Genomic DNA, 22920 nt, shown 5'->3' on the forward strand with positions numbered 1-22920 from the left:
GGGTCGCCGCTCTGTGAGGCCCGCAACCGGGGTCGCCGCCACCATGTGAGGCCAGGCTGGATGCCGGGCCTCACCCTGGGAGGCAGGAGGGCTCAGCTCACCGGCGTGTTCATGTCGGTCTGGACCTGAGCCGCCGTGAGCGCCCTGTTGTAGATGCGCACCTCGTCGATCTGGCCGCTGAACACCTGGTTGAGCAGCCCGTTGCCGCCGATCCTGAGCGAGCTGCCGTCCGTCCTGATCGCCCCGGCGACGGCCTGCTGCGCGACCTGCGTGCCGTTGACGTACAGGCGGAGCGTCGCCCCGTCGTACGTGGCCGCCAGATGGGACCACGTGTTGACCGGAAGCGCGGCCGGGCCCGGCAGGTCGGCGGCGGCGGTGGTGTGCAGGCGGGCGTGCGGCCGCTGGTCGGGCGCGCCGGCCGACAGGGCGTAGGCCAGGCCGCCGGAGTGCCGTTTCATCACCACGGTGCGCCAGCCGCTGACGCTGGACGGCCGTACCCACGCTTCGAGCGTCATGCCCGACGTGAGCCGCAGCCCCGCGGAGTCCGGCACGTTCACCCAGCTCAGCACCCCGTTGAAGGACAGCGCCCGGCCGTACCTGCCGCTGGCCGTCCGGCTGGTGCCGGAGGTGGTGCCGGTGTTGCCGTTGCCGGAGGAGTCCACGACCGAGCTGCCCGAGGCCTCGTTCATCCCGTACGCGGCCACCAGCCCGCCCGCCGGCGGCACCAGCGTGTACGCGGCCGTGTACGTGGTCGCCGTCGCAGGCGCCACCACCTGGTGGGAGGCGGCCCCGCCGTCGGACCACGACGCGAACGCGTAGCTCTGGCCGCCGAGGGTCTGCGGCGACGGCGCCGAGATCGAGTTGCCGGAGCCGACGATCACCGTACGGGTGAACGGCGTGGCGACCTGCTCGCTGTTGAAGCCGAGCCGCAGCCCGGACGGCGAGGAGGCGAACGTCAGGTTCACGGTCCTGGGCTGGAGCAGCACGCTCTCGGTGTCGGTCAGCCCGTGCGCGTCGGTGACGGTCAGCCGCAGTTCGAGGTGGGACGGGTACTCGTGGTCGGGCGCCTGGAACGAGCCGCCCGCACCGGTGAACGTGGTGATCTCGTGCTCGTGGCAGGTGCTCGGGCAGTGGTGCATGATGAGCGCCCAGCTCATGCGCGAGCCGGGGATGGTGCCGTCCTGCGCGTCGCTCCCGCTGCCCGAGAACGCGATGGACTGGCCGACCGCCCAAGTGGTGGCCGCCGTCGGCGCGGTGATGGTGGCGGTGGGCGCGGTGTTGGCCACGTTGATCGTCACGGTGGCGTCGTTCTGGCCGCCGCGGTCGTCGCTCACCCGCAGCCGCACCACGGGGGAGCCCGGCTGGTTGTAGGTGAAGGACGGGGTGGCCGAGGTGGAGTCGTCGAGCTCGCCGTCGCCGTCGAGGTCCCAGGCGTAGGTGAGGGGGTCGCCGTCGGCGTCGCTGGAGCGGGCGGCGGAGAAGCTGACGGTGAGGGGCGCGTTGCCGGAGGTGGGCGTGGCGTCGAGAACGGCGGCGGGCGGGGTGTTGTCGTAGATGTAGCGGACTATCGTGCCGTTGGTGTAGTCGACGGCGAACAGGTCACCGCCAGGCCCGATCTCCAGCTCGACCGCGGGGATGCCGGAGTCGAAGTTGGCCACCGTGGCGGGGTCGGGCAGGCCGTTCGCTCCGGGGGTCATCACCCAGACGCAGGAGCGGCTGTAGTCGGAGAAGAACAGGGCGCCGTCGTAGGCGGCCGGGTAGTCGCCGCCCTCGTAGAAGGCCACGCCGCTGGAGGAGGAGCCGCCGGTCGGGCAGGGGTCGTTCGGGGCGGGCCTGGAGTTGTGGTTCCAGGCGAAGTACGGGGCGGCGTGCGCGGCTGCGCCGGCCGTGTAGAGGTTCTCGCAGAGGGTCAGGTTGAGGTTGTCGTAGCCGCCCTGGCGGCCGGCGCCCTCGTAGCAGGGCCAGCCGAAGTTCGGCACGGACGTGGTGGGCGAGGCGATCCGGTTGATCTCCTCGAACGTGCTCCAGCCGACCTCGCCGGACCAGATCTCGCTGGTGCCGGGGCGGTCGGTGATGCGGAACGGGTTGCGCAGGCCGTGGGCGACGATCCTGGCGAGGTTGGGGTCGGCGCTGCCGGCGTTCGGGTTCCCGGCGGCAGCAGCCCCCGTGTCCGGATTTATCCGGATCACGGTGCCGGCCAGCCCGGCCGGGTCGGCGGTGGTGCGTACGTCCTGCGAGCGCAGCGCGCCACCCTCGGCGGCGGGCGGGCTGAGCGCGGTGCCGACGGGGGAGGGCGGGTCGCCGCACGGGTTGTCGGGCGTGATGTCGGAGGCGGGCAGGTTGTCCTGGCCGTAGTCGGCGAAGTTGAAGCTGGCGCCGTCACCGCCGGAGGCGTACAGCGCGCCGTCGGCGCCGAACTGCAGGTCGCCCACGGAGTGGCTCGGATGCTGCTGGCACCAGTCGGTGATCAGCGGCGTCTCCGCCCCCGCCGGCGAGATCACCGAGAGCCGGCCGGTGACCAGGCACCCGTCGGCGGTCGCGCCGGGCGGGGTAGGGCAGGGATCGTCCGTGCCGCCGGGGGTGCCCCAGCGGGGCGCGGTGCCGCCGGGGACGGCGTCGTAGGCGTACAGGACGTACATCCGCGGATCGGACGGGAAGTCCGGGTGCAGGGCGAGGCCGAGCAGGCCGCGGTCCCAGAAGTTGTGCACCTGGGTGCGCAGGTCGGCGTACGTGGTCGGGGTGGTGTCGGCGAGCGAGTCGAAGACCTTGATCAGGCCGCTCTTCTCGGCCACGAAGACCCGTCCGTCTGGGGAGAACTCGATGTTGGACGGGTGGTTCAGGCCGCTGAAGACCGTCTGTTTCTGGAACTGAGCGGGTAAGGCCGCGGCCGGTGGAACGTTCCCGGCGATCAGGGCGGCGGAGACGAGCAGGATGGTGCCCAGGGCGCTGCAGAGCCGCTTCACGGAACCCCCAGATGGGTAAACAACAGCGTCCCCGCACGCCGAATGGCCTTGATCGATGTATCGCAGATGATGGTGCCGTTTGTCACGACTTATGGCCGCATGTGGACGCGACCGATCTGGGCCAGCCGCCTACCCGCCGTTCCCGGTGACGTCCACCAGCGCCTGGAACAGGCGGGACGGGTCTTCGGCGAGGCGGTTCCAGACATACAGCCACCACTGCGTGCCGAACGTGATGTACATCCTGACCGGATGCCCCTGATCCCGCATCGCCGGCAGCAGGCCGCCGTCGAGGCCCAGCAGCATCTCGATCTCGTACGCGCCGGAGCCGGGCCGCATGCGCGGACGCAGCTCGCCGAGGAGGTCCGGGTCGTGGGTGGCGATCGAGCAGGGGTGGCCGCTGTCCAGCAGGAGGGTCGCGTACCTCAGGTAGGCCGCCCGCAGCTCGCGACTGCCGCGGGCGTGGGCGAGGGACTCGGGTTCGAGGTAGGCGCCCTTCACCAGGCGGATGCGTCCGGGCCGGCGCAGCAGGCGGTCCAGGTCCTCGGCCGTACGGTGCAGCCGGGCCTGGACGGTGACGCCGACGTGGCCGAACCGCTCGCAGAGGCGTTCGTGGGTCCACAGGATGAGGTCCGTGCGGTCGGAACCCTCCATGGAGATCGTCATCTCCTGGCCCGCGGCGGCCTGCCGCGACAGGTCCAGGAAGACCTCGGTCTCGGCCGTGGCCAGGGCGGCGTCCCGGCAGCTCTCTCCCATGTAGTCGATGGAGACGGCCGTCCCCTCGGCGATGGTCCGGCCGGCGACGTAGCGCTCCGCCACCCGCCAGGCGGACGCGCGCAGGGCGGGGTCGGCGGCGACCTGGTCCTTGAGCGTCTCGTCGAGGGCCAGCGCCCGCATCGGTGCAACAGCGCGCCTGCGATGACCGCCGGGCTCGCTCGGATGAGCCCGTGTTGAGCTGACGTTTCTGGATTGTTACCGGAAACAACAAACTCGCCGCCTTCACCCCCTTCCCATGCTGTCCGTACCGGAATACGTTGCCGCAAACAACATTCATCCGGGCCCCTCCGGAAGAAAGGACCCTGCATCATGCGCAAAGGGATCCTCAGCCTGACCGCCGCGGCAGCCGCGCTCGCCCTCGGTCTCACCGCCTGCGGGGGCGACAGCGGTCAGACCACGTCGACCTCGACCGCCTCGGCCACGGAAGCAGCCAAGGCCGGCAAGGTGGGTGTCATCCTCCCGGACAGCAAGTCCTCCGCCCGGTGGGAGACGGCGGACCGCAAGTACCTGGAAGAGGCGTTCAAGGCCGCCGGCGTCCAGTACGACATCCAGAACGCCCAGAACGACAAGACGGCGTTCCAGACCATCGCCGACCAGATGATCACTAACGGCGCCACCGTCCTGATGATCGTGAACCTGGACAGCGGAACCGGCAAGACCGTCATCGAGAAGGCCAAGTCGCAGGGCGTGGCCACGATCGACTACGACCGGCTGACCCTGGGCGGCGGCGCCGCCTACTACGTCAGCTTCGACAACACCAAGGTGGGCACGCTCCAGGGCGAGGGCCTGAGCAAGTGCCTCACCGACAAGAAGGCCGACAAGCCGATCGTCGCCTACTTGAACGGCTCGCCGACGGACAACAACGCGACGCTGTTCAAGGCCGGTTACGACGGCGTGCTCAAGCCCAAGTTCGACGGCGGCGAGTACGTCAAGGGCCCCGAGCAGTCGGTGCCCGAATGGGACAACACCCAGGCCGGAACGCTCTTCGAGCAGATGCTGACCGAGCAGCCGAAGATCGCCGGAGTGCTGGCCGCCAACGACGGTCTCGGCAACGCCGCCATCACGGTGCTGAAGAAGAACAAGCTCAACGGCAAGGTGCCCGTGACCGGCCAGGACGCCACCGTCCAGGGCCTGCAGAACATCCTCTCGGGCGACCAGTGCATGACCGTGTACAAGGCGGTCAAGAAGGAGGCCGACGCGGCGGCCAAGCTCGCCGTCGCGCTGGCCAAGGGTGAGAAGCCCACGGCGAGCAGCAGCGTCAAGGACCCCGAGAGCGGCCAGGACGTGCCCGCCGAGCTGATGGAGCCGCAGGCCATCTACTTCGACAACGTCAAGGACGTGGTGGCCGACGGTTACGTCACCAAGGAGGAACTGTGCACGGGTGACTTCGCCGCCAAGTGCACCGAGGCAGGAATCAGTTAACGCCGAGGGGTACGGCCCGCGCCACGAGCGGGGGCCGTACCCTCGTTTTAGGGAGCCCCATGACCCCCCTCCTTGAAGTGCGCGGGATCGACAAGAGCTTCGGCCCGGTGAAGGTCCTGCACGACGTCGAGCTCTCCGCCTACCCCGGTGAGGTCACCGCGCTCGTCGGCGACAACGGCGCGGGCAAGTCCACGCTGGTCAAGTGCGTCGGCGGCATCTACCCGATCGACGGCGGCCAGATACTCTTCGACGGCAAAGAGGTCCACGTGCACAGCCCCCGCGACGCGGGTGAGCTGGGCATCGAGATCGTCTACCAGGACCTCGCCCTGTGCGACAACCTCGACATCGTCCAGAACATGTTCCTCGGCAGGGAGCGCAAGAACGGCATCCTGCTCGACGAGGACAGCATGGAGGAGCTGGCGGAGAAGACCCTCAGCGGCCTGTCCGTCCGCACGGTGAAGTCCATCAGGCAGCAGGTCTCCAGCCTATCCGGCGGGCAGCGGCAGACCGTGGCCATCGCCAAGGCCGTGCTGTGGAACAGCAAGGTCGTCATCCTCGACGAGCCCACCGCGGCGCTGGGCGTGGCCCAGACCGCGCAGGTGCTGGAGCTGGTGCGCAGGCTCGCCGACACCGGCCTGGCCGTGGTGCTCATCTCGCACAACATGAACGACGTGTTCGCCGTCTCCGACCGGATCGCGGCGCTCTACCTCGGCAGGATGGCCGCCCAGGTCAAGACCGCCGACGTGACGCACGCGCAGGTCGTCGAACTGATCACCTCCGGCCGCAGCGGCGAACTGGGCCTCAAGAACGGGGTCACCCCATGAACAAGGTCAAGGAACTGCCCGGCGAGGCCATCGTCGCCGCGGCGCAGGCCCCCTCGATCAAGAACAGCTTCCTCGCCTACGCGCAGCGGGTGCGCGGCGGCGACATGGGCGCGCTGCCGGCCGTGCTGGGCCTGCTGGTGCTGTGCGCGGTCTTCGCCATCGCGCGGCCCTCCTTCCTCACGGCGATCAACTTCGCCAACCTGTTCACGCAGGGCGCGGCGATCACGGTCATCGCCATGGGCCTGGTGTTCGTGCTGCTGCTCGGCGAGATCGACCTGTCCGCCGGGTACGCGAGCGGCGTCTGCGCGGCGGTCCTCGCCGTCACGCTGATCAACACCGGTCTGCCCTGGTACGTCTGCATGCTGGCCGCCATCCTCACCGGTGTGGTCATCGGCACGGTGCTGGGCACGCTGGTGGCCAAGGTCGGCATCCCGTCGTTCGTGGTCACGCTCGCGGCCTTCCTCGCCTTCCAGGGCCTGGTCCTGGTGCTGGTCAGGGAGGGCACGAACATCTCCATCCGCGACGACATCGTCAACGCCATCGCCAACAGGAACCTGCCGCCGTGGCTCGGCTGGGCCCTGTACGCGCTCTGCGTGGCGATCTACGCGGCCGTCCAGCTCAGGCGGGCCAGGAGCCGGACCAAGCGCGGGCTGGTCGCCGACCCGCTCTCGCTGATCGCCTTCCGCGTCGGCATGCTGGCGCTGTTCGCCGGGCTCGCGGTCGCCGCGCTCAACCTGGAGCGCAGCCGCAACCCCGCGCTGGTCTCCCTCACGGGCGTGCCGATCGTGGTGCCGGTCATCCTGGTGCTGCTGGTCTTCTGGACGCTGGTGCTGCGCCGCACCGGGTTCGGCCGTCACCTGTACGCGGTCGGCGGCAACACCGAGGCGGCCAGGCGAGCGGGCATCCCGGTGGACCGGATCAAGATCAGCGCGTTCGTGATCTGTTCCTCGATGGCCGCCGTCGGCGGCATCGTGGCGGCCTCGCGGGCCAGCTCGGTAGACCCGAACACGGGCGGCAGCTCCGTCCTGCTGTACGCGGTCGGCGCGGCGGTCATCGGCGGCACCAGCCTCTTCGGCGGCAAGGGCAGGGTGCTCGACGCCGTGCTCGGCGGCGCCGTGGTGGCCGTGATCGAGAACGGCATGGGTCTGATGGGGTACGGGGCCAGCGTGAAGTACCTGGTCACGGGGTCTGTCCTGCTGCTCGCCGCGGGTGTCGACGCCCTGGCGCGCAAGCGGGCGGCTGCCGCTGGTCTAAGGTGATCAGCGACTCACAGCCCCTGAAGGAACCCCAGACGATGCGTGCCGGCCCCTCCCAAGAGGACATCAGGCGCCACAACCTCGGCGCGCTGCTGCGTCATGTCCACCTGGGCGGGCCGATCTCGCGCGCCGAGCTGACCTCGAAGATGGGGCTCAACCGCAGCACGATCATGGCCCTGACGTCGGATCTCACCGCCGCGGGGCTGGTACGCGAGGAGCTGCCGCGCGAGACGGGCCGCGCGGGCAGGCCCTCGCTCGTGGTGCGTCCCGAGTCGGCGCGGGTCTACGTCTTCGCCTTCGACGTGGGCCCCGACCGCATGGCCGTGGCCCGCGTCGGGCTCGGCGGGGTGATCCTCGACCGCCGCGAGACCGTACGCGACCGCGGCCGGTTCGAGGTGGACGAGCTGACCGGCACTCTGGCCGGGTTCGCCCGCCAGATGCGCCGCAAGACCAGGGACGACACGGTCTGCGTCGGCGCGGCGGCGGCCGTGTCCGGCGGCGTGCGCAAGGCCGACGGCGTGGTGTCGTTCGGGCCGAACCTGAAGGCCGAGGACGTGCCGTTCGGCGAGGAGCTGGGCCGCAGGCTCGGCCTCGGCCTGCCCGTCAGCGTCGGCAACGACGCCAACCTGGCCGCGCTGGCCGAGCACAGCCGCGGCGTCGGCATAGCCGTCCGCGACCTCATCTACCTGCACGGGGACGTCGGCATCGGCGGCGGCATCATCGCGGCCGGCCACCTGCTCGGCGGGCACGACGGCTACGGCGGCGAGGTCGGCCACATGGTCGTCAACCCGGGCGGGCGGGCCTGCGGCTGCGGCTCGCACGGCTGTCTGGAGGCGGAGGTGGGGGAGCGGGCCCTGCTGGAGTCGGCGGGCCGCGTCTCGGCCGGTCATCAGGGCCGCGACGCGGTGCGCGCGGTGGTGGACGCGGCCGACCGCGGCGACATCGTGGCCCAGGAGGCGCTCAGCCGGGTCGGCGACTGGCTGGGGCTGGGCGTCTCGAACCTGGTCAACATCTTCAACCCGGAGATGGTGATCTTCGGGGGGATGTTGCGCGAGATCTATCTCGGGTCGGCGGCTCAGGTCCGCTCGCAGCTCACCCTGCACGCCATGGCTCCGCAGCGGGAGCGCGTACGGCTGCGCACCTCGGCCCTGGGGGACGCCGCGACCCTGGTGGGCGCCGCCGAGCTGGCCTTCGCCCACGTGCTGTCCGACCCCCTGGAAGTCCTGGCCCGCGCCAACGCCTGACCCGGTTCAGGTGATCTTGGCCTTGCTCGCCGTCCACGTGTTGCAGAAGCCCGTGGCCCCGCCCTGGTACCCCCGGTCCTGCCAGCGCGCCAGGTTGCGCGGTTTGCCGTGGATGTCGCTCTCGTCGGCGTTCCGCACCGCCTCGATCCAGTTCTTCCATGAGATGCCGGGCTTGATGGACTTCAGCGTGGCGCTGTAGAACACCCCGGCGAAGCACTCGGCCTGCATCTCCAGCCGGTGACTCAGCAGCTTGCGCGCCCCCTCCGAGGCGGGCTCGTACAGTGCGGCCTGCGCGGCCAGCACCCCGATGAGCTGCTGCACGTGATGACCCCACTCGTGAGCCACCGAGTGCGCGATGTTCATCCTGAACGGGTCCCGCAGGTCCTGCTTCGTGATCCGGATGACGATCGTGCGGTGGTCGGGGCAGTACTGCGCGCCGCTGCTGGTGATCGCCCCGCACACGGAGTCCCTGCCCGTGGTGATCGTCACCTCGGGAGAGTTGTACGGCAGACCGGCGGTGGCGAACCTGCCCGCCCAGAACGTGTCGGCGCACGCGGCCATCGCCTGGTGGAAGGACCTGAGCGAGGCGACGCTGCCCACCCTGATCGGCGGGATCGCGCACTTCTGCGGCACCACCTCGCCGCCCATCGTGCCCATGAGCCCGGCCTGGCCGATGCGGCCCGCGGCGGCGGCCGGTGCGGGCGCGAGAAGACCCGCGACCATGCACCCGGCCAGTGCCGTGAGGGGTATGCGCACGATCGCGGATCTTAGAGGGTCTTGCGGGACTTTGTCTTAGTGCACCTTGCTCTTGGGCGCGCTGAAGGTGTTGCAGGCGCTGGCCGACTGGGCCTTGAAGCCCCTCTCCAGCCACAGCTTGTTGCTGGCGTGGCTGCCGTGGGTCTCCTCGGAGCCGCTGCGGGCGCCCAGGGCGGCGACCACGTTGTGGTGTCCCTTGAGCAGGATGCTCCAGTCGGTGTCGGGGCGGCCGAGCGAGTTCCACACGCGGCCGACGAACGCCGCGCTCAGGCACTGCGCCTGCAGCTCGGAGCGGCGCAGAGCCTCCAGCGCACGCGACTCGCTGTCCTTGGCGATGATCACGTCGGTGGCCTTCAGAATGCCGGTGAGCTGCTGGATGTGGTGACCGTACTCATGAGCGAGCACCTGCATGAGCGCGAGGTCCGTCGGCTCCTCGATCACGTTGTCGCTCAGCAGGAAGTACATGGCCTTCTCCTTGGGGCAGTAGACCGCCTGCGCGCCCCACGGGAACCGCCCGCACGTCCCGATCTTCGTGCCCTCCTTGGTCACCACCGTGAACTTCGTCTTGGTGAAGCGGTAGCCCGCCTTCTTCACCACGGGGCTCCACGCCTTGTCGAGGCACTCCATCACGGCCTCGAAGTAAATCTTCGCCTCGTCGACCGTCCCGCTCGTGACCTCGGGCTCCTCGCATACCGAGATGCCCAGCTTGCCGCTCTTGTAGAGCTTGTTCTTCGTCAGGACCGGCTTGTACGACGGGGCCGAAGAGGTGGCCGCGTGGGCCGTGCCGGCGAACAGCACGCCGACCAGAGCGCCCGCCATGAGCGCCAATCGAGGGATACGCATGAGAAGGCACCCTATTAAAGAGGGAGTTCCAGGTAAAGCGAGACTAAAGAGCCATTAGGTGACATTTCGTGGATTCGCGGCCCAAGTGTTGCACGAGCCGGGCGTGCCACGCTGGAAACCCCTGGTCATCCAGGCTGCCTGCGTCGGCCCCCTGCCGTGGTCGTTCTGCGGCCACCCCTTGGCGCCGTTCTTCTTGAACCAGTTGACCGTGTACTGCCAGTCATCCGGCGTGACCAACGGTGTGTTCTTCATCGTGCTCATGAAGACCGAGGAGAAGCACTCGGCCTGCAACTCCGAATTACGCGACAACTGCAGCCGCTTGGCCTTGCCGGCGGAAGTCCGGGCGGCCCAGTAGTAACTCCAGATGCCGGAGACCTGCTGCACGTGATGGCCGTACTCGTGCGCGATCAGCCGGGTGATCCCCAGGGGGAACGGGTTGCGGAGCTGCGCCTTGCTGATCATCAGGTACATGGTGCGGTCGGTGGAGCAGTAGACGCCGTCCGCGCCGGTGTTCCACGCTCCGCAGGGCGTCCGCACCTTGCTGGTGATGATGCGCAGCCGCGGCTTGCTGAAGGGCATCTCCGCCTTGCGGAACTGCGCGGCCCACGCCTTGTTCAGGCAGGCCGTCACGCGGGTGAGGAAGCGCCGGTAGGCCACCATGCTGCCGGCGGGCAGGTCGCCGGGCGAACAGTTCACGTCGGCGAGCCGCCCGGTCTTGTACAGGGGGTTGGCCACGGCCAGCGTCCTGGACGGCAGGCCCGTGCCCGACTTCTCGCTGGAGACCTTCGCGGGCGGGGAGGCGTACTGCTGAGCCTCGTTGGCGGGGCCCGTCGAGGTCGTGGCCACGTCCGCCAGCACCATCACCAGGGCGGCCGCGGCGAGGGCGAGCGCCAGCATGGCGGCCACGAGGGTCAGGAGTCTGCTTTTGGGGACGGAGTTCATAGGTACCGAAAGACTAGGTCAAGATCGGACATATGCGGGTGGATTTGACTCGATGGAGTCAGTGGGGCGTCCGCGAACTAGACTCGGGGGGATTGGCGCAAAAGAGCAGAGGGGAGACGCATCCGTGAGCGGGTTGCTGGGCTCGATCAAGGGACCGCAGGACGTCAAACGGCTCAGTGCCGAGGAGTTGCCGCGGCTCGCGGGGGAGATCCGTGACCTGCTCGTCGACGCCTGCGCCAAGTTCGGCGGCCACCTCGGCCCCAACCTCGGTGTGGTGGAGCTCACCATCGCCGTCCACCGGGTCTTCGACTCCCCCCACGACCCCGTGGTGTGGGACACGGGCCACCAGGCGTACGTGCACAAGCTCCTCACCGGCAGGGCCGCCGGCTTCGAGGCGCTCAAGCAGGAGGGCGGCCTGTCGGGTTACCCGAGCCAGGCCGAGTCCGAGCACGACTTCGTGGAGAACTCCCACGCCTCGACCGCGCTGTCCTACGCCGACGGCCTGGCCAAGGCGTTCAAGCTGCGCCGCGACCGCGACCGCACGGTGGTCGCGATCATCGGCGACGGCGCACTGACCGGCGGCATGGCCTGGGAGGCGCTCAACAACATCGCCGCGATCAAGGACCTGCCGGTCGTGATCGTGGTCAACGACAACGGGCGCTCCTACTCGCCGACGATCGGCGGCCTGGCCTCCCACCTGTCATCGCTGCGGGTCAACCGCCGCTACGAGGACATGCTCGACTTCGTCAAGGACAAGATCGGGAACGTTCCGGTCCTGTACGACGCCCTGCACGGCATCAAGAAGGGCGTCAAGGACGTCCTGTCACCGCAGGTGATGTTCGAGGACCTCGGCCTGAAGTACGTCGGCCCCATCGACGGCCACGACGAGCAGGCCATGGAGGCGGCGCTGCGCCAGGCCCGCGACTTCCGCGGCCCGGTCATCGTGCACGCCCTCACCCAGAAGGGCCGCGGTTACACCCCCGCGGAGAACCACGACGAGGACCAGTTCCACTCGCCCGGCGCCTTCGACCGGGCCACCGGCGCGGAGAAGCCCAAGGGCCGCATCTGGACCAACGTCTTCAGCGAGGAGCTCGTCCGGCTCGGCAAGGAGCGCGACGACCTGGTCGCGATCACCGCCGCGATGCTCCACCCGACCGGCCTCAACGCCTTCGCCGAGGCCTTCCCCGAGCGCATCTACGACGTCGGCATCGCCGAGCAGCACGCGCTGACCAGCGCCGCCGGGCTCGCGCTGGGCGGCATGCACCCGGTGGTGGCCGTCTACGCCACCTTCCTCAACCGGGCCTTCGACCAGCTCCTCATGGACGTCGCCCTGCACCGCCTGCCGGTCACCGTGGTGCTCGACCGGGCGGGCGTCACGGGTGACGACGGCGCCAGCCACAACGGCATGTGGGACCTGTCGATCCTCCAGGTCGTCCCGGGGCTGCGGATCGCGGTGCCGCGCGACGGCGACCGCCTCACCGAGCTGCTGCGCGAGGCGGTGGAGGTCACTGACGGCCCCACCGTGCTGCGCTTCCCCAAGGGCCCGGTCGCCGAGCCGATCGACCCGGTCGGCAAGCTCGGCGAGATGGACCTGCTGCGGGCCGCCGAGGGCGACCCCGGCGTGCTGCTCGTGGGCGTGGGCCCGATGGCCCAGGCGTGCATGGAGGCCGCCGTCCTGCTCGACGCGCAGGGCATCTCGGCCACCGTCGTCGACCCGCGCTGGGTCAAGCCGCTGGACGAGGCGCTGGTGCTGGCCGCCGGCGCCCACAAGCTGGTCGCGGTCGTCGAGGACAACGGCCGCGTGGGCGGCGTGGGCGACGCCGTGGCCCGGCTGCTGCGCGACGCCGACGTGGACGTGCCCGTGCGCACCTTCGGCATCCCGCAGGAGTTCCTCGACCACGCCAAGCGGGCCGCGATCCTCGGCAGGATCGGGCTGACCGGCCAGGACCTCGCCCGCCAGATCACCGAGGCGGTCGCCAAGCGGACCTCTTCCGTGGAGCCCGCCCGCCGCTGAGCGCCCTGCGGGCCGCGGCGGTGATCCCGAACACCGCGATCACCGCCGCGGCCAGCACCGGCAGCAGCCACTCCGCGTGCTGCCGCACCACCTTCCCGGCCAGCGCGCCGAGCGTCACGTACGTGCTCACCCACGCCGCGCCGCCCAGCATCGCCCACGGCATGAACCTGCGGTACGGCATGCCCACCGTGCCCGCCACGGCGGGTGTCAGCGCGTGCAGCACCGGCAGGAAGTACGCCAGCGCCAGCGCCCACCGGCTGCGTTCGAGCACCTCGTGCGCGCGCTCCCAGCGGCGCTCGCCGACGCGCCGCCCCAGCCTGCCGTGCCGCAGCCGCGTGCCGTAGCGCCGCCCCAGCCAGTGGCCTCCTGACGCGCCCGCGAAGCAGGCCAGCAGGCCCGCCCCGATCAGGGCCAGCGCCTCGCCCGCGCTGTCGGCGGTGGCCCCGGCGACGAGCAGCAGCCCGTCGCCCGGGACGACCAGGCCGACCCCCACCGAGGCGTCCAGCGTCAGGAAGACCAGCAACAGGGGTAGCACCACGCCGAGGTCTTGCCCGGCCAGGGCATCGAGCAGATCGTTGAGCATAGCCTCAGCCTGCTACCCAGGTCGCGGAACACCATCGGGATCGTCCCCGATCCCACGCTGAGCCGGGCATGACCACCCCGGGTGCGGGAAGGATCACAGATCGTGGACATCTTTCGCACGAAGAGCGTCGAGCAGTCGATTCGCGACACCGAGGCGCCCGAGCATCAGCTCCGCAAGCGGCTGACCGCCACCGACCTGACCGTCTTCGGCATCGGTGTGATCGTCGGCACGGGCATCTTCGTGCTCACGGGCCAGGTGGCCAAGGAGATGGCCGGCCCAGCCGTGGCCGTCTCGTTCGTCGTGGCGGGCATCGTGTGCGGGCTCGCGGCACTGTGCTACGCCGAGTTCGCCTCCACGATCCCGGTCGCGGGCTCCGCCTACACCTTCTCCTTCGCGACCCTGGGCGAGTTCCCCGCCTGGGTGATCGGCTGGGACCTGTTCCTGGAGCTGGCGCTGGCCGCCGCCGTGGTCGCGGTCGGCTGGTCGGGCTACTTCGCCTCCATGCTGGCCTCCATCGGCATGGAGCTGCCCGCCTCCATCGCCGGGGAGAACCCGGTGGTGAACGTGCCCGCCATCCTCATCGTGCTGATCCTCACCTCGATCCTGGTGGCGGGGATCAAGGTGTCCTCGCGGGTCAACCTGATCCTGGTGATCACCAAGATCGCCGTGGTGCTGCTGGTCATCGTGGCGGGGCTGTTCTACGTCAAGGCCGCCAACTACACGCCGTTCATCCCCGAGGCGGTGTCCACGGACCGCGTGGAGGGGCTGAAGGCGCCGCTCATCCAGCTCATCTTCGGCATCACGCCGGTGGCGTTCGGCGTGATCGGCATCTTCTCGGCGGCGGCCATCGTGTTCTTCGCCTTCATCGGCTTCGACATCGTGGCCACCGCGGCGGAGGAGACCATCCATCCGCAGCGCGACGTGCCGCGCGGCATCATCGGCTCGCTGGCCATCTGCACCGTCCTGTACGTCGCCGTCTCCCTGGTCGTCGTCGGCATGCAGCACTACACCGAGCTGAGCACGGCCGCCCCGCTCTCCGACGCCTTCATCGCGGTGGGCCAGTCGTGGCTGGCCGCGATCATCAGCGTGGGCGCGATCGCGGGCCTGACGACCGTGGTGCTCGTGCTGCTGCTGGGCCAGACCCGGGTGCTGTTCGCGATGGGCCGCGACGGGCTGCTGCCCCGCTGGCTGGCCAAGGTCGATCCGCACTACGGCACCCCGGCCCGGCTCACGGTGCTCATCGGGCTGGTCACGATGGTCCTGGCCGGGTTCGTGTCGTTCGGGGAGCTGGCCGAGCTGGTCAACATCGGCACGCTGTTCGCGTTCGTGGTGGTGTCGATCGGGGTGATCATCCTGCGCCGCACCCGGCCCGACCTGCCCCGGGTGTTCCGCGTGCCGCTGGTCCCGTGGCTGCCGATCCTGTCCGTGCTGGCCTGCGTCTACCTGATGCTGAACCTGCCGGCGCAGACGTGGCTGCGCTTCCTCGTGTGGATGGTCATCGGCCTGGTGGTCTACTTCGGCTTCGGCTACTGGAACAGCAGGGGGGCCTTCTCCAAGGAGAAGACCCGCCACTGATTCCGCGGGATCGCTCAGAGGGCGAGGACCGGGCCGGTCATGGCCCGCATCTGGCAGGCGTTGGCGAAGAACTTCGCCCAGTGCACCTTCCTGCCGTACCAGGTGCCCGCGATGGCGACCGCGTGCGGCTTGATCTCCTGGGTGCAGGAGGCCTTGGGCTCGGCCTTGAGCTGGGACGGCTCGCCCTTCACCTGACGGAGCATGCGGCAGGCCGCCTGCGCGTTCGGGTGGGTGCCGCCGACGGGCGCGCAGTGGAGCCACACCGACTTGACGGGCCCGCCCTTCATCCCGTCAACGATCTTGAGCTTCGCCTTGGGTGGCGGCGCGGCCTGCGCGGTAGAGGACGCGCCTGCCAGCAGGGCTCCGCAGAGCGCGAGGGCGCCGGCTGCCTTGATCATGGTTACTCTCCGTTCGTAGGACGGCACCAAAGGCTACGACGGAGTGCGTGCGCAGGTGAGGAGGTCCGGTCAGGACCTCCTCAAAGACTGCGCAAAGTCAGGCGGGGACGGACGCCACGCCGGGGGCGAGGAAGCGCGGCCGGGCGATCCCGGCCCTGTCCAGGTACGGCGTGACGCCGCCCAGGTGGAACGGCCAGCCCGCGCCGAGGATCATGCACAGGTCGATGTCCTGCGCGGCGGCCACCACGCCCTCGTCGAGCATGATCCGGATCTCCCTGGCCAGCGCCGTCAGCACGCGCTCGCGCACCTGCTCGGCGGTGGAGGGGGAGGCGCCGCCCTCGAACAGGGCCACCGCCTCCGGGTCGAGCGTGAAGTCCGGCCGGTAGACGCCGGGCTTGCCCGACTCGACCAGCTTCGCCATGTTCTCCGACACGCCGAACCGGTCGGGGAACGCCTCGTGCAGCGTCTCGGCCACGTGCAGGCCGACCGCCGGGCCGACGAGCTGCAGCAGCGCGAACGGCGTCATCGGCAGCCCGAGCCCGTCGAGCGCGTGCTCGGCCGTCTCCAGCGGCGTGCCCTCGTCCACGGCCGCCACGACCTCGCCCATGAAGCAGGTCAGCAGCCGGTTGACCACGAACGCCGGAGCGTCCTTGACCAGCACCGACGACTTCTTCAGCGACTTGCCCACCGCGAACGCCGTGGCCAGCGTGGCGTCATCGGTCGAGGCGCCCCTGATGATCTCCAGCAGCGGCATGACCGCGACCGGGTTGAAGAAGTGGAAGCCGACCAGCCGCTCCGGCCTGGCCAGTCCGGAACCCATCTCGGTCAGCGACAGCGAGGAGGTGTTCGTGGCCAGCACGCACTCGGCCGACACCACGGCCTCGACCTCGGCGAACACCTGCTTCTTGACCGCCATGTCCTCGAAGACGGCCTCGATCACGAAGTCGGCGTCGGCGAAGGCGTCCTTGGTCAGCGAGCCGCTCACCAGCGACTTGAGCCGGTTGGCCTGGTCCTGCGACACGCGGCCCTTGGCGAGCAGCTTGTCCACCTCGGCGTGCACGTACCCGACGCCCTTGTCCAGCCTGGCCTGGTCGAGGTCGGTCAGCACGACCGGCACCTCCAGGCGGCGCGCGAACAGCAGCGCCATCTGCGAGGCCATCAGCCCCGCGCCCACCACGCCGACCTTGGTGACCTTGCGGGCCAGCGACTTGTCGGGCGCGCCGGCGGGCCGCTTGGCGCGGCGCTGCACCAGGTCGAAGGAGTAGAGCCCGGCCCGCAGCTCGTCGCTCATCAGCAGGTCGGCCAGCGCCTCGTCCTCGGCCGCGAACCCCTCGTCACGGGAGGCGGTCTCGGCCTGGGCGATCAGGTCCAGCGCCCGGTACGGCGCGGGCGCGGCGCCGTGCAGCTTCATGTCCACCAGGAAGCGGGCGTCGGCGACGGCCTTCTCCCAGCCGTCGTGCTCCTTCCGCTCGACGGTGACCTCGCCGTTGACGACGCGGGCGGCCCAGCGCAGCGACTCCTCCAGGAAGTCGGCCGGCTCGAACATGGCGTCGGCGACGCCCAGCTCGTACGCGTCCCCGCCCTTGACCATGCGGTTGTTGGACAGCGGGTTCTCGATGATCAGCTTGACCGCGTTCGCCGGGCCGATCAGGCGCGGCAGGAGCTGCGTGCCGCCCCAGCCCGGCACCAGGCCGAGGAAGCACTCCGGCAGCGCCACTGCGGGCACGCCCGCCGAGATCGTCCGGTACGTGCAGTGCAGCGCGATCTCCAGGCCGCCGCCCATGGCCGCGCCGTTGACGAACGCGAACGACGGGATGCCCAGCTCGCCCAGCCGGCGGAAGACGTGGTGGCCGAGCGCGCCGATGGCCAGCGCCTCCTCACGGGTGGCCACCGAGGCGGCGCCCTTGAGGTCGGCGCCGACGGCGAAGATGAACGGCTTGCCGGTCACGCCCACCGCGGCCAGGTCGGTGCGCGCCGCGATCTCCGACAGCGCCCCGTTCAGCGCGAACAGCCCGTGCGGGCCGAACGTGCTGGGCTTGGTGTGGTCGAAGCCGTTGTCCAGGGTGATCAGCGCCATCGTGCCCGCCCCGTAGGGGAGCCGCACGTCGCGCACCAGCGCCTTGGTGACGACCTCGTCCGTGTTGCGCTCGCTGAGCAGCGAACGCCAGGTCTCGATGTTGCTCATGCCAGGTTCTCCCAGATCACGGTGCCGCCCATGCCCATGCCGACGCACATGGTGGTGATGCCGTAACGCACGTCGGGACGCTCGCCGAACTGCCGCGCGAGCTGCGTCATCAGCCGCACGCCCGAGGAGGCGAGCGGGTGGCCGTAGGCGATGGCGCCGCCGTAGGCGTTGACGCGGGCGTCGTCGTCGGCGATGCCGAAGTGCTCCAGGAACGCCAGCACCTGGACGGCGAACGCCTCGTTGATCTCGAACAGCCCGATGTCGGAGATGTCCAGGCCGGCCAGGCGCAGGGCCCGCTCGGTGGACGGGATCGGCCCGACGCCCATCACCTCGGGGTCCACGCCCGCGAAGGCGTAGGACACCAGGCGCATCTTCGGCGCCAGCCCCAGCTCCCCGGCGACCTCCGCGGCGGCCACGACGCAGCCGGTGGCGCCGTCGTTGATGCCGGAGGAGTTACCCGCCGTGACGTGACCGTGCGGGCGGAACGGCGTCTTGAGCCCGCCCAGCCCCTCCAGCGTGGTGCCCGGCCTGGGCGCCTCGTCCTCGACGGCCAGGCCCCAGCCCTTCTCCGCCGTCCTGATCGCGGTCGGCACCAGGTCGGGCTGGATCTTGCCGTCGGCGTACGCCTTGGCGGCCTTCTCCTGCGAGAGCACCGCGTACGCGTCGGCGCGCTCCTTGGTGATCGTCGGGTAGCGGTCGTGCAGGTTCTCCGCCGTCATGCCCATGACCAGCGCGCTCGGGTCGACCAGCTTCTCCGACAGGAAGCGCGGGTTCGGGTCGACGCCCTCGCCCATCGGGTGGCGGCCCATGTGCTCGACGCCGCCGGCGATGGCCACGTCGTACGCGCCGAACGCGATGCCGCCCGCGACCGTGGTGACGGCGGTCATCGCGCCCGCGCACATGCGGTCGATGGCGTAGCCGGGCACGGTCTTGGGCAGCCCGGCGAGCACGGCGGCCGAGCGGCCGATGGTCAGGCCCTGGTCGCCGATCTGCGTGGTCGCGGCGATGGCCACCTCGTCCACGCGCTCCGGCGGCAGGTTGGGGTTACGCCTGACGAGCTCGCGGATGACGCGGACGACCAGGTCGTCCGCGCGGGTCTCCGCATAGAGTCCCTTCGGCCCTGACCTGCCGAAAGGCGTGCGTACGCCGTCGACGAACACGACGTCACGAGAGGAAGGCACGGATTCGCTCCTCGTTGCTGAATGGGGTTCCGTGCCTATGCTACTCGTCAGTAACTACCCCGCAGACTAGGGCGGCGGTGAGCAACGCGTAGACCACTCCCGTGGCCGGCTCCCACAGGTGGGCGCGGGCTCCGAGCAGAGCCACGACCGCCACGGCCGCGCCCGTCCAGAGCGCCGCGCCCTCTCCTGGACGCGTGCCGCCGCCGGGGTCCCATGGATCGCCAGGTGATCCGCCCGAGCGCAGGGCACACGCCAGCATCCCCACCACGTCCCGTGCCCACCACAGGAGGAACAACACCCCCGCCGCCGCGCTGATCACCGACAGCGCCTCGACGGCCCAGCTCAGGGTGTCGGCGAAGCCGTAAAGGGCGGCCTCGCGGAAGGAGCGCGGAACGGTCCAGCCGAGCAGCAGCGTCACCGTCCAGCAGGCGGCCACGGCCAGCCGGGTCAGCGGGCGCGTCCTGCCGGAGCGGGCCACGGCGTACAGCTCCCGCTCTCGGCGGCGGACCAGGCGGGCGCGGGCGCCCCAGGCGTACTGGGTGATCGCCATGACGGGCAGGGCGGCGGTGAAGAGCGCCAGGGACAGCACGGCGAGCGGCAGCGTCTGCTCCCTGGTCGCGGCCCGGTCGGCGAGTAACTGGACGGTGGTCAGCAGCGCGATCGAGGCGGTGAGCGCCACGAGCGCGCCGCGCCGGGCCGCCCTGGCGCCGGCGCGCAGCCCGGCCATCTCCTGGGCGCCCGGGGGAGGGGCCATCTCGGTCAACAGCATGACCGTCATGATGGCGTCACCGTACGTGGTGGTGCCCCGCATTCCCGCGCATTGGATGGAGCCCTTGCTTGGGTGAGAGGGGACTATCCGAAAGGCCATCGTCTCGCGGATGATGAACAGGCGAACAAGCCAGGATGACGGTACTTATCCTCCGAATACCGGTTTGTGGCTATGCTTCGCGATCATGGCGCAAGGGGTGGACCGCGTGAGAGAACGGCGGAACGAGGGCCGTGCGGGGCGGCAGATTGCTCCGATGCCGCACCCCAAAGCCCCTGTGACGGCTCCCCGCAAGCGCCGCTCCACGCCGTCGCGCAACCCGCTGACCCCCCTCGGCTGGGTGGGTGTGGCGCTGACGCTGGTGCTGGTGGCCGTCACGCTCGGCGGGTACGGCTACTACCGCTACCTGGACAACCGCATCCCGCGCCAGCCCATCGACCCGGGCACCACCCGCCCGCCCGACACCGGCGCGCTCAACGTGCTGCTCGTCGGCTCCGACTCCCGTGACGGCGACAACAAGAAGTACGGCGCCACCACCGTGGGGGCGGGGGAGCGCACCGACACGATCATGCTCCTGCACATCGCGCCCAACCGCGACGGCGCCACCATGATCAGCTTTCCGCGCGACTCGATGGTCCAGGTCCCCGACTGTGCGGGCAGGAACGGCGCCGTGCTGCCCGGCGGGCTGCGCCAGGTCAACGCCGCCTTCAACGACGGCGGCATCAACTGCACGATCAAGACTCTGGAATCCCTCACCAACATCAAGATCAACCACTTCGTGAAGGTGGACTTCACCGGCTTCAAGGGCATCATCGACGCGCTGGGCGGCATCGAGATCTGCCTGCCCAAGGCCGTCAACGACAAGGAGGCCAAGTTCGTGCTCGGCCCCGGCAAGCACACCGTCATGGGTGAGCAGGCGCTGGGCTACGTACGCACCAGGTACTCCCTGGGCGACGGCAGCGACCTCGGCCGGATCGAGCGCCAGCAGATCTTCCTCACCCAGGTGATGAAGAAGGTCACCGACGGCGGCCTGCTCACCGACCCCGGCAAGCTCGACGCGTTCCTGCGGGCCGCCACCCAGGCCGTCACCGTGGACGAGGGCCTCGGCCTCGACCGCATGCTGGAGATCGCCAGGAGCGTCAGCGGGCTGACCGCCAAGGAGCTCAAGGGCATCACGGTGCCGGTGGAGGCGTACCCGGAGGACAAGGCCAGGGTGCAGTTCGCCCAGCCGGCGGCGCGCGACTTCTTCGAGGCCGTGCGCAACGACACCGACATCAGGACCAGCCCCTCCCCGGGCAAGTCGAGCGCGCCCGCGGTCAAGAACGAGCAGGTGCGCCTCCAGGTGCTCAACGCCACCGGCGAGCAGGGCAAGGCGCTGCAGGTGGCGGACGCGCTGGCCGCCCAGGGGTTCGTGGTCACGCAGGTGGGCAACGCCGCGGTCGCCGACACCACCACGATCAGGTACGCCAAGAAGGACGCGCAGGACGGCCCCGCCTACGGTGACGCGGTGGCCGCGCGGCTGTCGAAGGACAAGCGCACGCCCGTGCAGGGCAAGGTCAAGGCCGTCACCTCGCAGCCGTACGCGGCCAAGACCCCGCCCGCCGAGACGCCCGCGGGGCCCGTCGTGCAGCTCGTGATCGGCAAGGACTGGCCGGGGGTCCGGGTCCAGTCGGCCATCCCCGACGCCCTCAAGGACAAGGTCGTCGACAGCAACACCAACCCCTGCAAGTAACCACGCCTCTTTGGCTCGGCTCCGTGGTGACTCAGTGACGCTCTGGGACGATTGTTACGCAGAGTGATTTTAGGGAAACAAGTGAAATTTCCGGACAAGTAGTGGTAGGAAAGGGCGCGGTTACTATTCGTACAAGAGAGGTTCCACCGTGGCACGCGACGAGAACGACAGGCCATACGAGGACGGGCAGGGTAAGTCGTTAAACCCGGAGATGACGGGTGACGTGCTCTCTCCGCGGTGGAGCACCGACGACACTGACGAGCAGCCCGCCATCCAGGTCGTCGGCAACGAGACCTACATCCTGCCGCCCGGCAGGGGCGCGCTGACCGGCGAGCCGCAGTTGATCGGTGAGACCCCGCGCGACGTGCTCGACGATCCCGCCCCGCCGCGCGACGTGCTGTCCGGCGATCCGCGCGACGTGCTCGGCGTCTCCTCCGGCGGCTACGACCTCGGCGGCCAGAGCGGGCCCCACGACGTGCTCGGCGGATCCCGCGACGCGGGCGCCTTCGACCGGGGCGACGCGGTCTCGGACGCCTACGACCGGGGCGACGCGGCTTACGGCCTGGGCGGCGCGTACGGTGGCGCCAGCGGGCCGCACGACCTGCGGGCCGACGTCGACCTGCGGGCCGAGGTCTACAGCGACGAGCTGAGCGGGCCGCACGAGGTGCGCGCCGGCTCGCCGTACGACGAACTGGCCGAGCACAGCGGGCCGCACCGGGTGGCGGACGACGACGACAGCCCCTACCTCCCGATCGACCGGAGCTACGAGGCGGGCCGCGACGACCTGGACGAGGACCGGCCCAAGCGCGGCTTCCTCGGCTCCGGCTGGACCGACGACTCCGGCGACTCCTACGACGGGCGCTCGTCCGGAGGTGAGGGGGAGGTGCGCCGCCGTACCAGGGTGCTGCTGGTGGCGGCCGTCGCGGTGGTGCTGGTCGGCGTGGGCGCCGGCTGGATGCTCACCGGCACCTCCTCCGACGACCCGTGCGCGGGCGTGCAGTGCGCCAGCGCCGGGGAGGTGAGCTCGCCGTCCGAGTCGGCGGCCCCGGAGGACACGGCGGCCGAGGAGGCGGCGGAGGAGACCCCCGAGCCCACGGATTCGGTCACCGATGAGCCGGCCGAGCCCGAGTCCGCAATCCCGACGACCGCGCAGGAGCGGTCGCGGCCCACGCGTGAGGCCGAGCCGCGCCCGACGCCCACGCGGCAGAAGGCCACCACCGAGCCGACGCGCAAGCCCACCCGTGAGCCGCAGGGCACGATGAACGACACCGCGGACTCGCGCGGGCAGGACAGCGGCGGCAGCGACGCGTCGTCCTCGTCGTCCGACAAGGACAGCACGAGCGACACGGGTGACTCGACGACCACCCAGCCGCCCGCCACGACCCAGGCCCCGGTGCCCGCTCCGACGCAGGAGGAGCGCAAGGGGCTGCTGGACATCCTGTTCCCCTGGGCTTAGCCGTGA

General features: G+C 70.4%; 18 protein-coding genes. 8 read left to right on the top strand and 10 right to left on the bottom strand.

The features are described 5' to 3' along the window. Positions 1-92: 92 nt before the first annotated feature. Positions 93-2963, bottom strand: coding sequence for a LamG-like jellyroll fold domain-containing protein (locus FXF51_RS11725; RefSeq protein WP_148434316.1), 2871 nt, complete (start codon positions 2961-2963; stop codon positions 93-95). Between the two features lie 129 nt (positions 2964-3092). Continuing rightward, on the bottom strand, positions 3093-3857 hold the full coding sequence (locus tag FXF51_RS11730) for a proline dehydrogenase family protein (protein ID WP_148434317.1): 765 nt from the start codon (positions 3855-3857) through the stop codon (positions 3093-3095). A 189-nt stretch (positions 3858-4046) separates the two neighbouring features. Here FXF51_RS11730 and FXF51_RS11735 point away from each other — a divergent pair, with 189 nt between their 5' ends. From FXF51_RS11735 to FXF51_RS11750, 4 genes are read left to right on the top strand one after another with little or no spacing between them, the layout of a single operon-like run. After that, positions 4047-5159 carry a sugar ABC transporter substrate-binding protein gene (locus tag FXF51_RS11735; RefSeq protein WP_148434318.1) on the top strand — a complete coding sequence of 371 codons (1113 nt, stop codon included), beginning with the start codon at positions 4047-4049 and terminating at the stop codon, positions 5157-5159. 59 nt (positions 5160-5218) lie between these two features. Beyond that, positions 5219-5983: an ATP-binding cassette domain-containing protein gene (locus FXF51_RS11740; protein WP_148434319.1), complete on the top strand. Its 765-nt coding sequence runs from the start codon at positions 5219-5221 to the stop codon at positions 5981-5983. After that, positions 5980-7242, top strand: coding sequence for a sugar ABC transporter permease (locus FXF51_RS11745; protein WP_148434320.1), 1263 nt, complete (start codon positions 5980-5982; stop codon positions 7240-7242). Before FXF51_RS11740 ends, FXF51_RS11745 begins: the two co-directional genes overlap by 4 nt. A gap of 35 nt (positions 7243-7277) precedes the next feature. Continuing rightward, complete coding sequence (locus tag FXF51_RS11750) at positions 7278-8483, top strand: ROK family transcriptional regulator (protein ID WP_148434321.1); 1206 nt, start codon at positions 7278-7280, stop codon at positions 8481-8483. Between the two features lie 6 nt (positions 8484-8489). Here the strand turns inward: FXF51_RS11750 and FXF51_RS11755 are convergent, their stop codons facing one another. The 3 genes from FXF51_RS11755 to FXF51_RS11765 are packed head-to-tail and all read right to left on the bottom strand — an operon-like array spanning position 8490 to position 11024. Then, positions 8490-9239, bottom strand: a complete 750-nt coding sequence (locus FXF51_RS11755) for a neutral zinc metallopeptidase (protein ID WP_148434322.1) — start codon at positions 9237-9239, stop codon at positions 8490-8492. Between the two features lie 36 nt (positions 9240-9275). Then, the gene (locus FXF51_RS11760) at positions 9276-10082 is read right to left on the bottom strand and encodes a neutral zinc metallopeptidase (protein ID WP_148434323.1); all 807 of its coding nucleotides are present in this window, start codon (positions 10080-10082) and stop codon (positions 9276-9278) included. Between the two features lie 54 nt (positions 10083-10136). Beyond that, entirely contained in the window at positions 10137-11024 is an 888-nt protein-coding gene (locus FXF51_RS11765) for a neutral zinc metallopeptidase (protein WP_262379445.1), read from the bottom strand. A 133-nt stretch (positions 11025-11157) separates the two neighbouring features. Between FXF51_RS11765 and dxs the strand changes: the two genes are divergently transcribed. Further along, entirely contained in the window at positions 11158-13038 is a 1881-nt protein-coding gene (gene dxs, locus FXF51_RS11770) for a 1-deoxy-D-xylulose-5-phosphate synthase (RefSeq protein WP_148434474.1), read from the top strand. Here dxs and FXF51_RS11775 read toward each other — a convergent pair. Then, a complete protein-coding gene (locus FXF51_RS11775; protein WP_148434324.1) occupies positions 12986-13621 on the bottom strand; it encodes a DedA family protein in 636 nt (211 codons plus the stop codon). The genes dxs and FXF51_RS11775 overlap by 53 nt on opposite strands. Before the next feature lie 102 nt (positions 13622-13723). On the opposite strand from FXF51_RS11775, the gene FXF51_RS11780 reads away from it, so the two are divergent. Next, positions 13724-15196, top strand: coding sequence for an amino acid permease (locus tag FXF51_RS11780; RefSeq protein WP_148434325.1), 1473 nt, complete (start codon positions 13724-13726; stop codon positions 15194-15196). A 14-nt stretch (positions 15197-15210) separates the two neighbouring features. Here FXF51_RS11780 and FXF51_RS11785 read toward each other — a convergent pair whose 3' ends face one another. From FXF51_RS11785 to FXF51_RS11800, 4 genes are all read right to left on the bottom strand, one after another. Beyond that, positions 15211-15594 carry an SSI family serine proteinase inhibitor gene (locus FXF51_RS11785; protein ID WP_148434326.1) on the bottom strand — a complete coding sequence of 128 codons (384 nt, stop codon included), beginning with the start codon at positions 15592-15594 and terminating at the stop codon, positions 15211-15213. A gap of 97 nt (positions 15595-15691) precedes the next feature. Continuing rightward, positions 15692-17779 carry a 3-hydroxyacyl-CoA dehydrogenase NAD-binding domain-containing protein gene (locus tag FXF51_RS11790; RefSeq protein WP_148434327.1) on the bottom strand — a complete coding sequence of 696 codons (2088 nt, stop codon included), beginning with the start codon at positions 17777-17779 and terminating at the stop codon, positions 15692-15694. After that, the gene (locus FXF51_RS11795; RefSeq protein WP_222871258.1) at positions 17776-18939 is read right to left on the bottom strand and encodes a thiolase family protein; all 1164 of its coding nucleotides are present in this window, start codon (positions 18937-18939) and stop codon (positions 17776-17778) included. Before FXF51_RS11795 ends, FXF51_RS11790 begins: the two co-directional genes overlap by 4 nt. 61 nt (positions 18940-19000) lie before the next feature. Further along, a complete protein-coding gene (locus tag FXF51_RS11800) occupies positions 19001-19729 on the bottom strand; it encodes a hypothetical protein (RefSeq protein WP_148434329.1) in 729 nt (242 codons plus the stop codon). Between the two features lie 253 nt (positions 19730-19982). Between FXF51_RS11800 and FXF51_RS11805 the strand changes: the two genes are divergently transcribed. Both FXF51_RS11805 and FXF51_RS11810 read left to right on the top strand, forming a co-directional pair. Then, positions 19983-21458 carry an LCP family protein gene (locus tag FXF51_RS11805; protein ID WP_262379446.1) on the top strand — a complete coding sequence of 492 codons (1476 nt, stop codon included), beginning with the start codon at positions 19983-19985 and terminating at the stop codon, positions 21456-21458. Between the two features lie 223 nt (positions 21459-21681). Beyond that, positions 21682-22914 (top strand): SPOR domain-containing protein, encoded by a 1233-nt coding sequence (locus FXF51_RS11810; RefSeq protein WP_148434330.1) that lies wholly within the window; start codon positions 21682-21684, stop codon positions 22912-22914. Positions 22915-22920: the final 6 nt, after the last annotated feature.

The organism is Nonomuraea sp. PA05 (assembly GCF_008086045.1).
Lineage (GTDB): Bacteria > Actinomycetota > Actinomycetes > Streptosporangiales > Streptosporangiaceae > Nonomuraea > Nonomuraea monospora.

Coding starts and splice junctions, on each gene's coding strand:
- FXF51_RS11790 (WP_148434327.1), bottom strand. CDS start 17,779: ATGAGCAACATCGAGACCTGGCGTTCGCTGCTCAGCGAGCGCAACACG.
- FXF51_RS11805 (WP_262379446.1), top strand. CDS start 19,983: ATGCCGCACCCCAAAGCCCCTGTGACGGCTCCCCGCAAGCGCCGCTCC.
- FXF51_RS11750 (WP_148434321.1), top strand. CDS start 7,278: ATGCGTGCCGGCCCCTCCCAAGAGGACATCAGGCGCCACAACCTCGGC.
- FXF51_RS11740 (WP_148434319.1), top strand. CDS start 5,219: ATGACCCCCCTCCTTGAAGTGCGCGGGATCGACAAGAGCTTCGGCCCG.
- FXF51_RS11785 (WP_148434326.1), bottom strand. CDS start 15,594: ATGATCAAGGCAGCCGGCGCCCTCGCGCTCTGCGGAGCCCTGCTGGCA.
- FXF51_RS11800 (WP_148434329.1), bottom strand. CDS start 19,729: ATGCTGTTGACCGAGATGGCCCCTCCCCCGGGCGCCCAGGAGATGGCC.
- FXF51_RS11745 (WP_148434320.1), top strand. CDS start 5,980: ATGAACAAGGTCAAGGAACTGCCCGGCGAGGCCATCGTCGCCGCGGCG.
- FXF51_RS11735 (WP_148434318.1), top strand. CDS start 4,047: ATGCGCAAAGGGATCCTCAGCCTGACCGCCGCGGCAGCCGCGCTCGCC.
- FXF51_RS11775 (WP_148434324.1), bottom strand. CDS start 13,621: ATGCTCAACGATCTGCTCGATGCCCTGGCCGGGCAAGACCTCGGCGTG.
- FXF51_RS11765 (WP_262379445.1), bottom strand. CDS start 11,024: ATGAACTCCGTCCCCAAAAGCAGACTCCTGACCCTCGTGGCCGCCATG.
- FXF51_RS11730 (WP_148434317.1), bottom strand. CDS start 3,857: ATGCGGGCGCTGGCCCTCGACGAGACGCTCAAGGACCAGGTCGCCGCC.
- FXF51_RS11760 (WP_148434323.1), bottom strand. CDS start 10,082: ATGCGTATCCCTCGATTGGCGCTCATGGCGGGCGCTCTGGTCGGCGTG.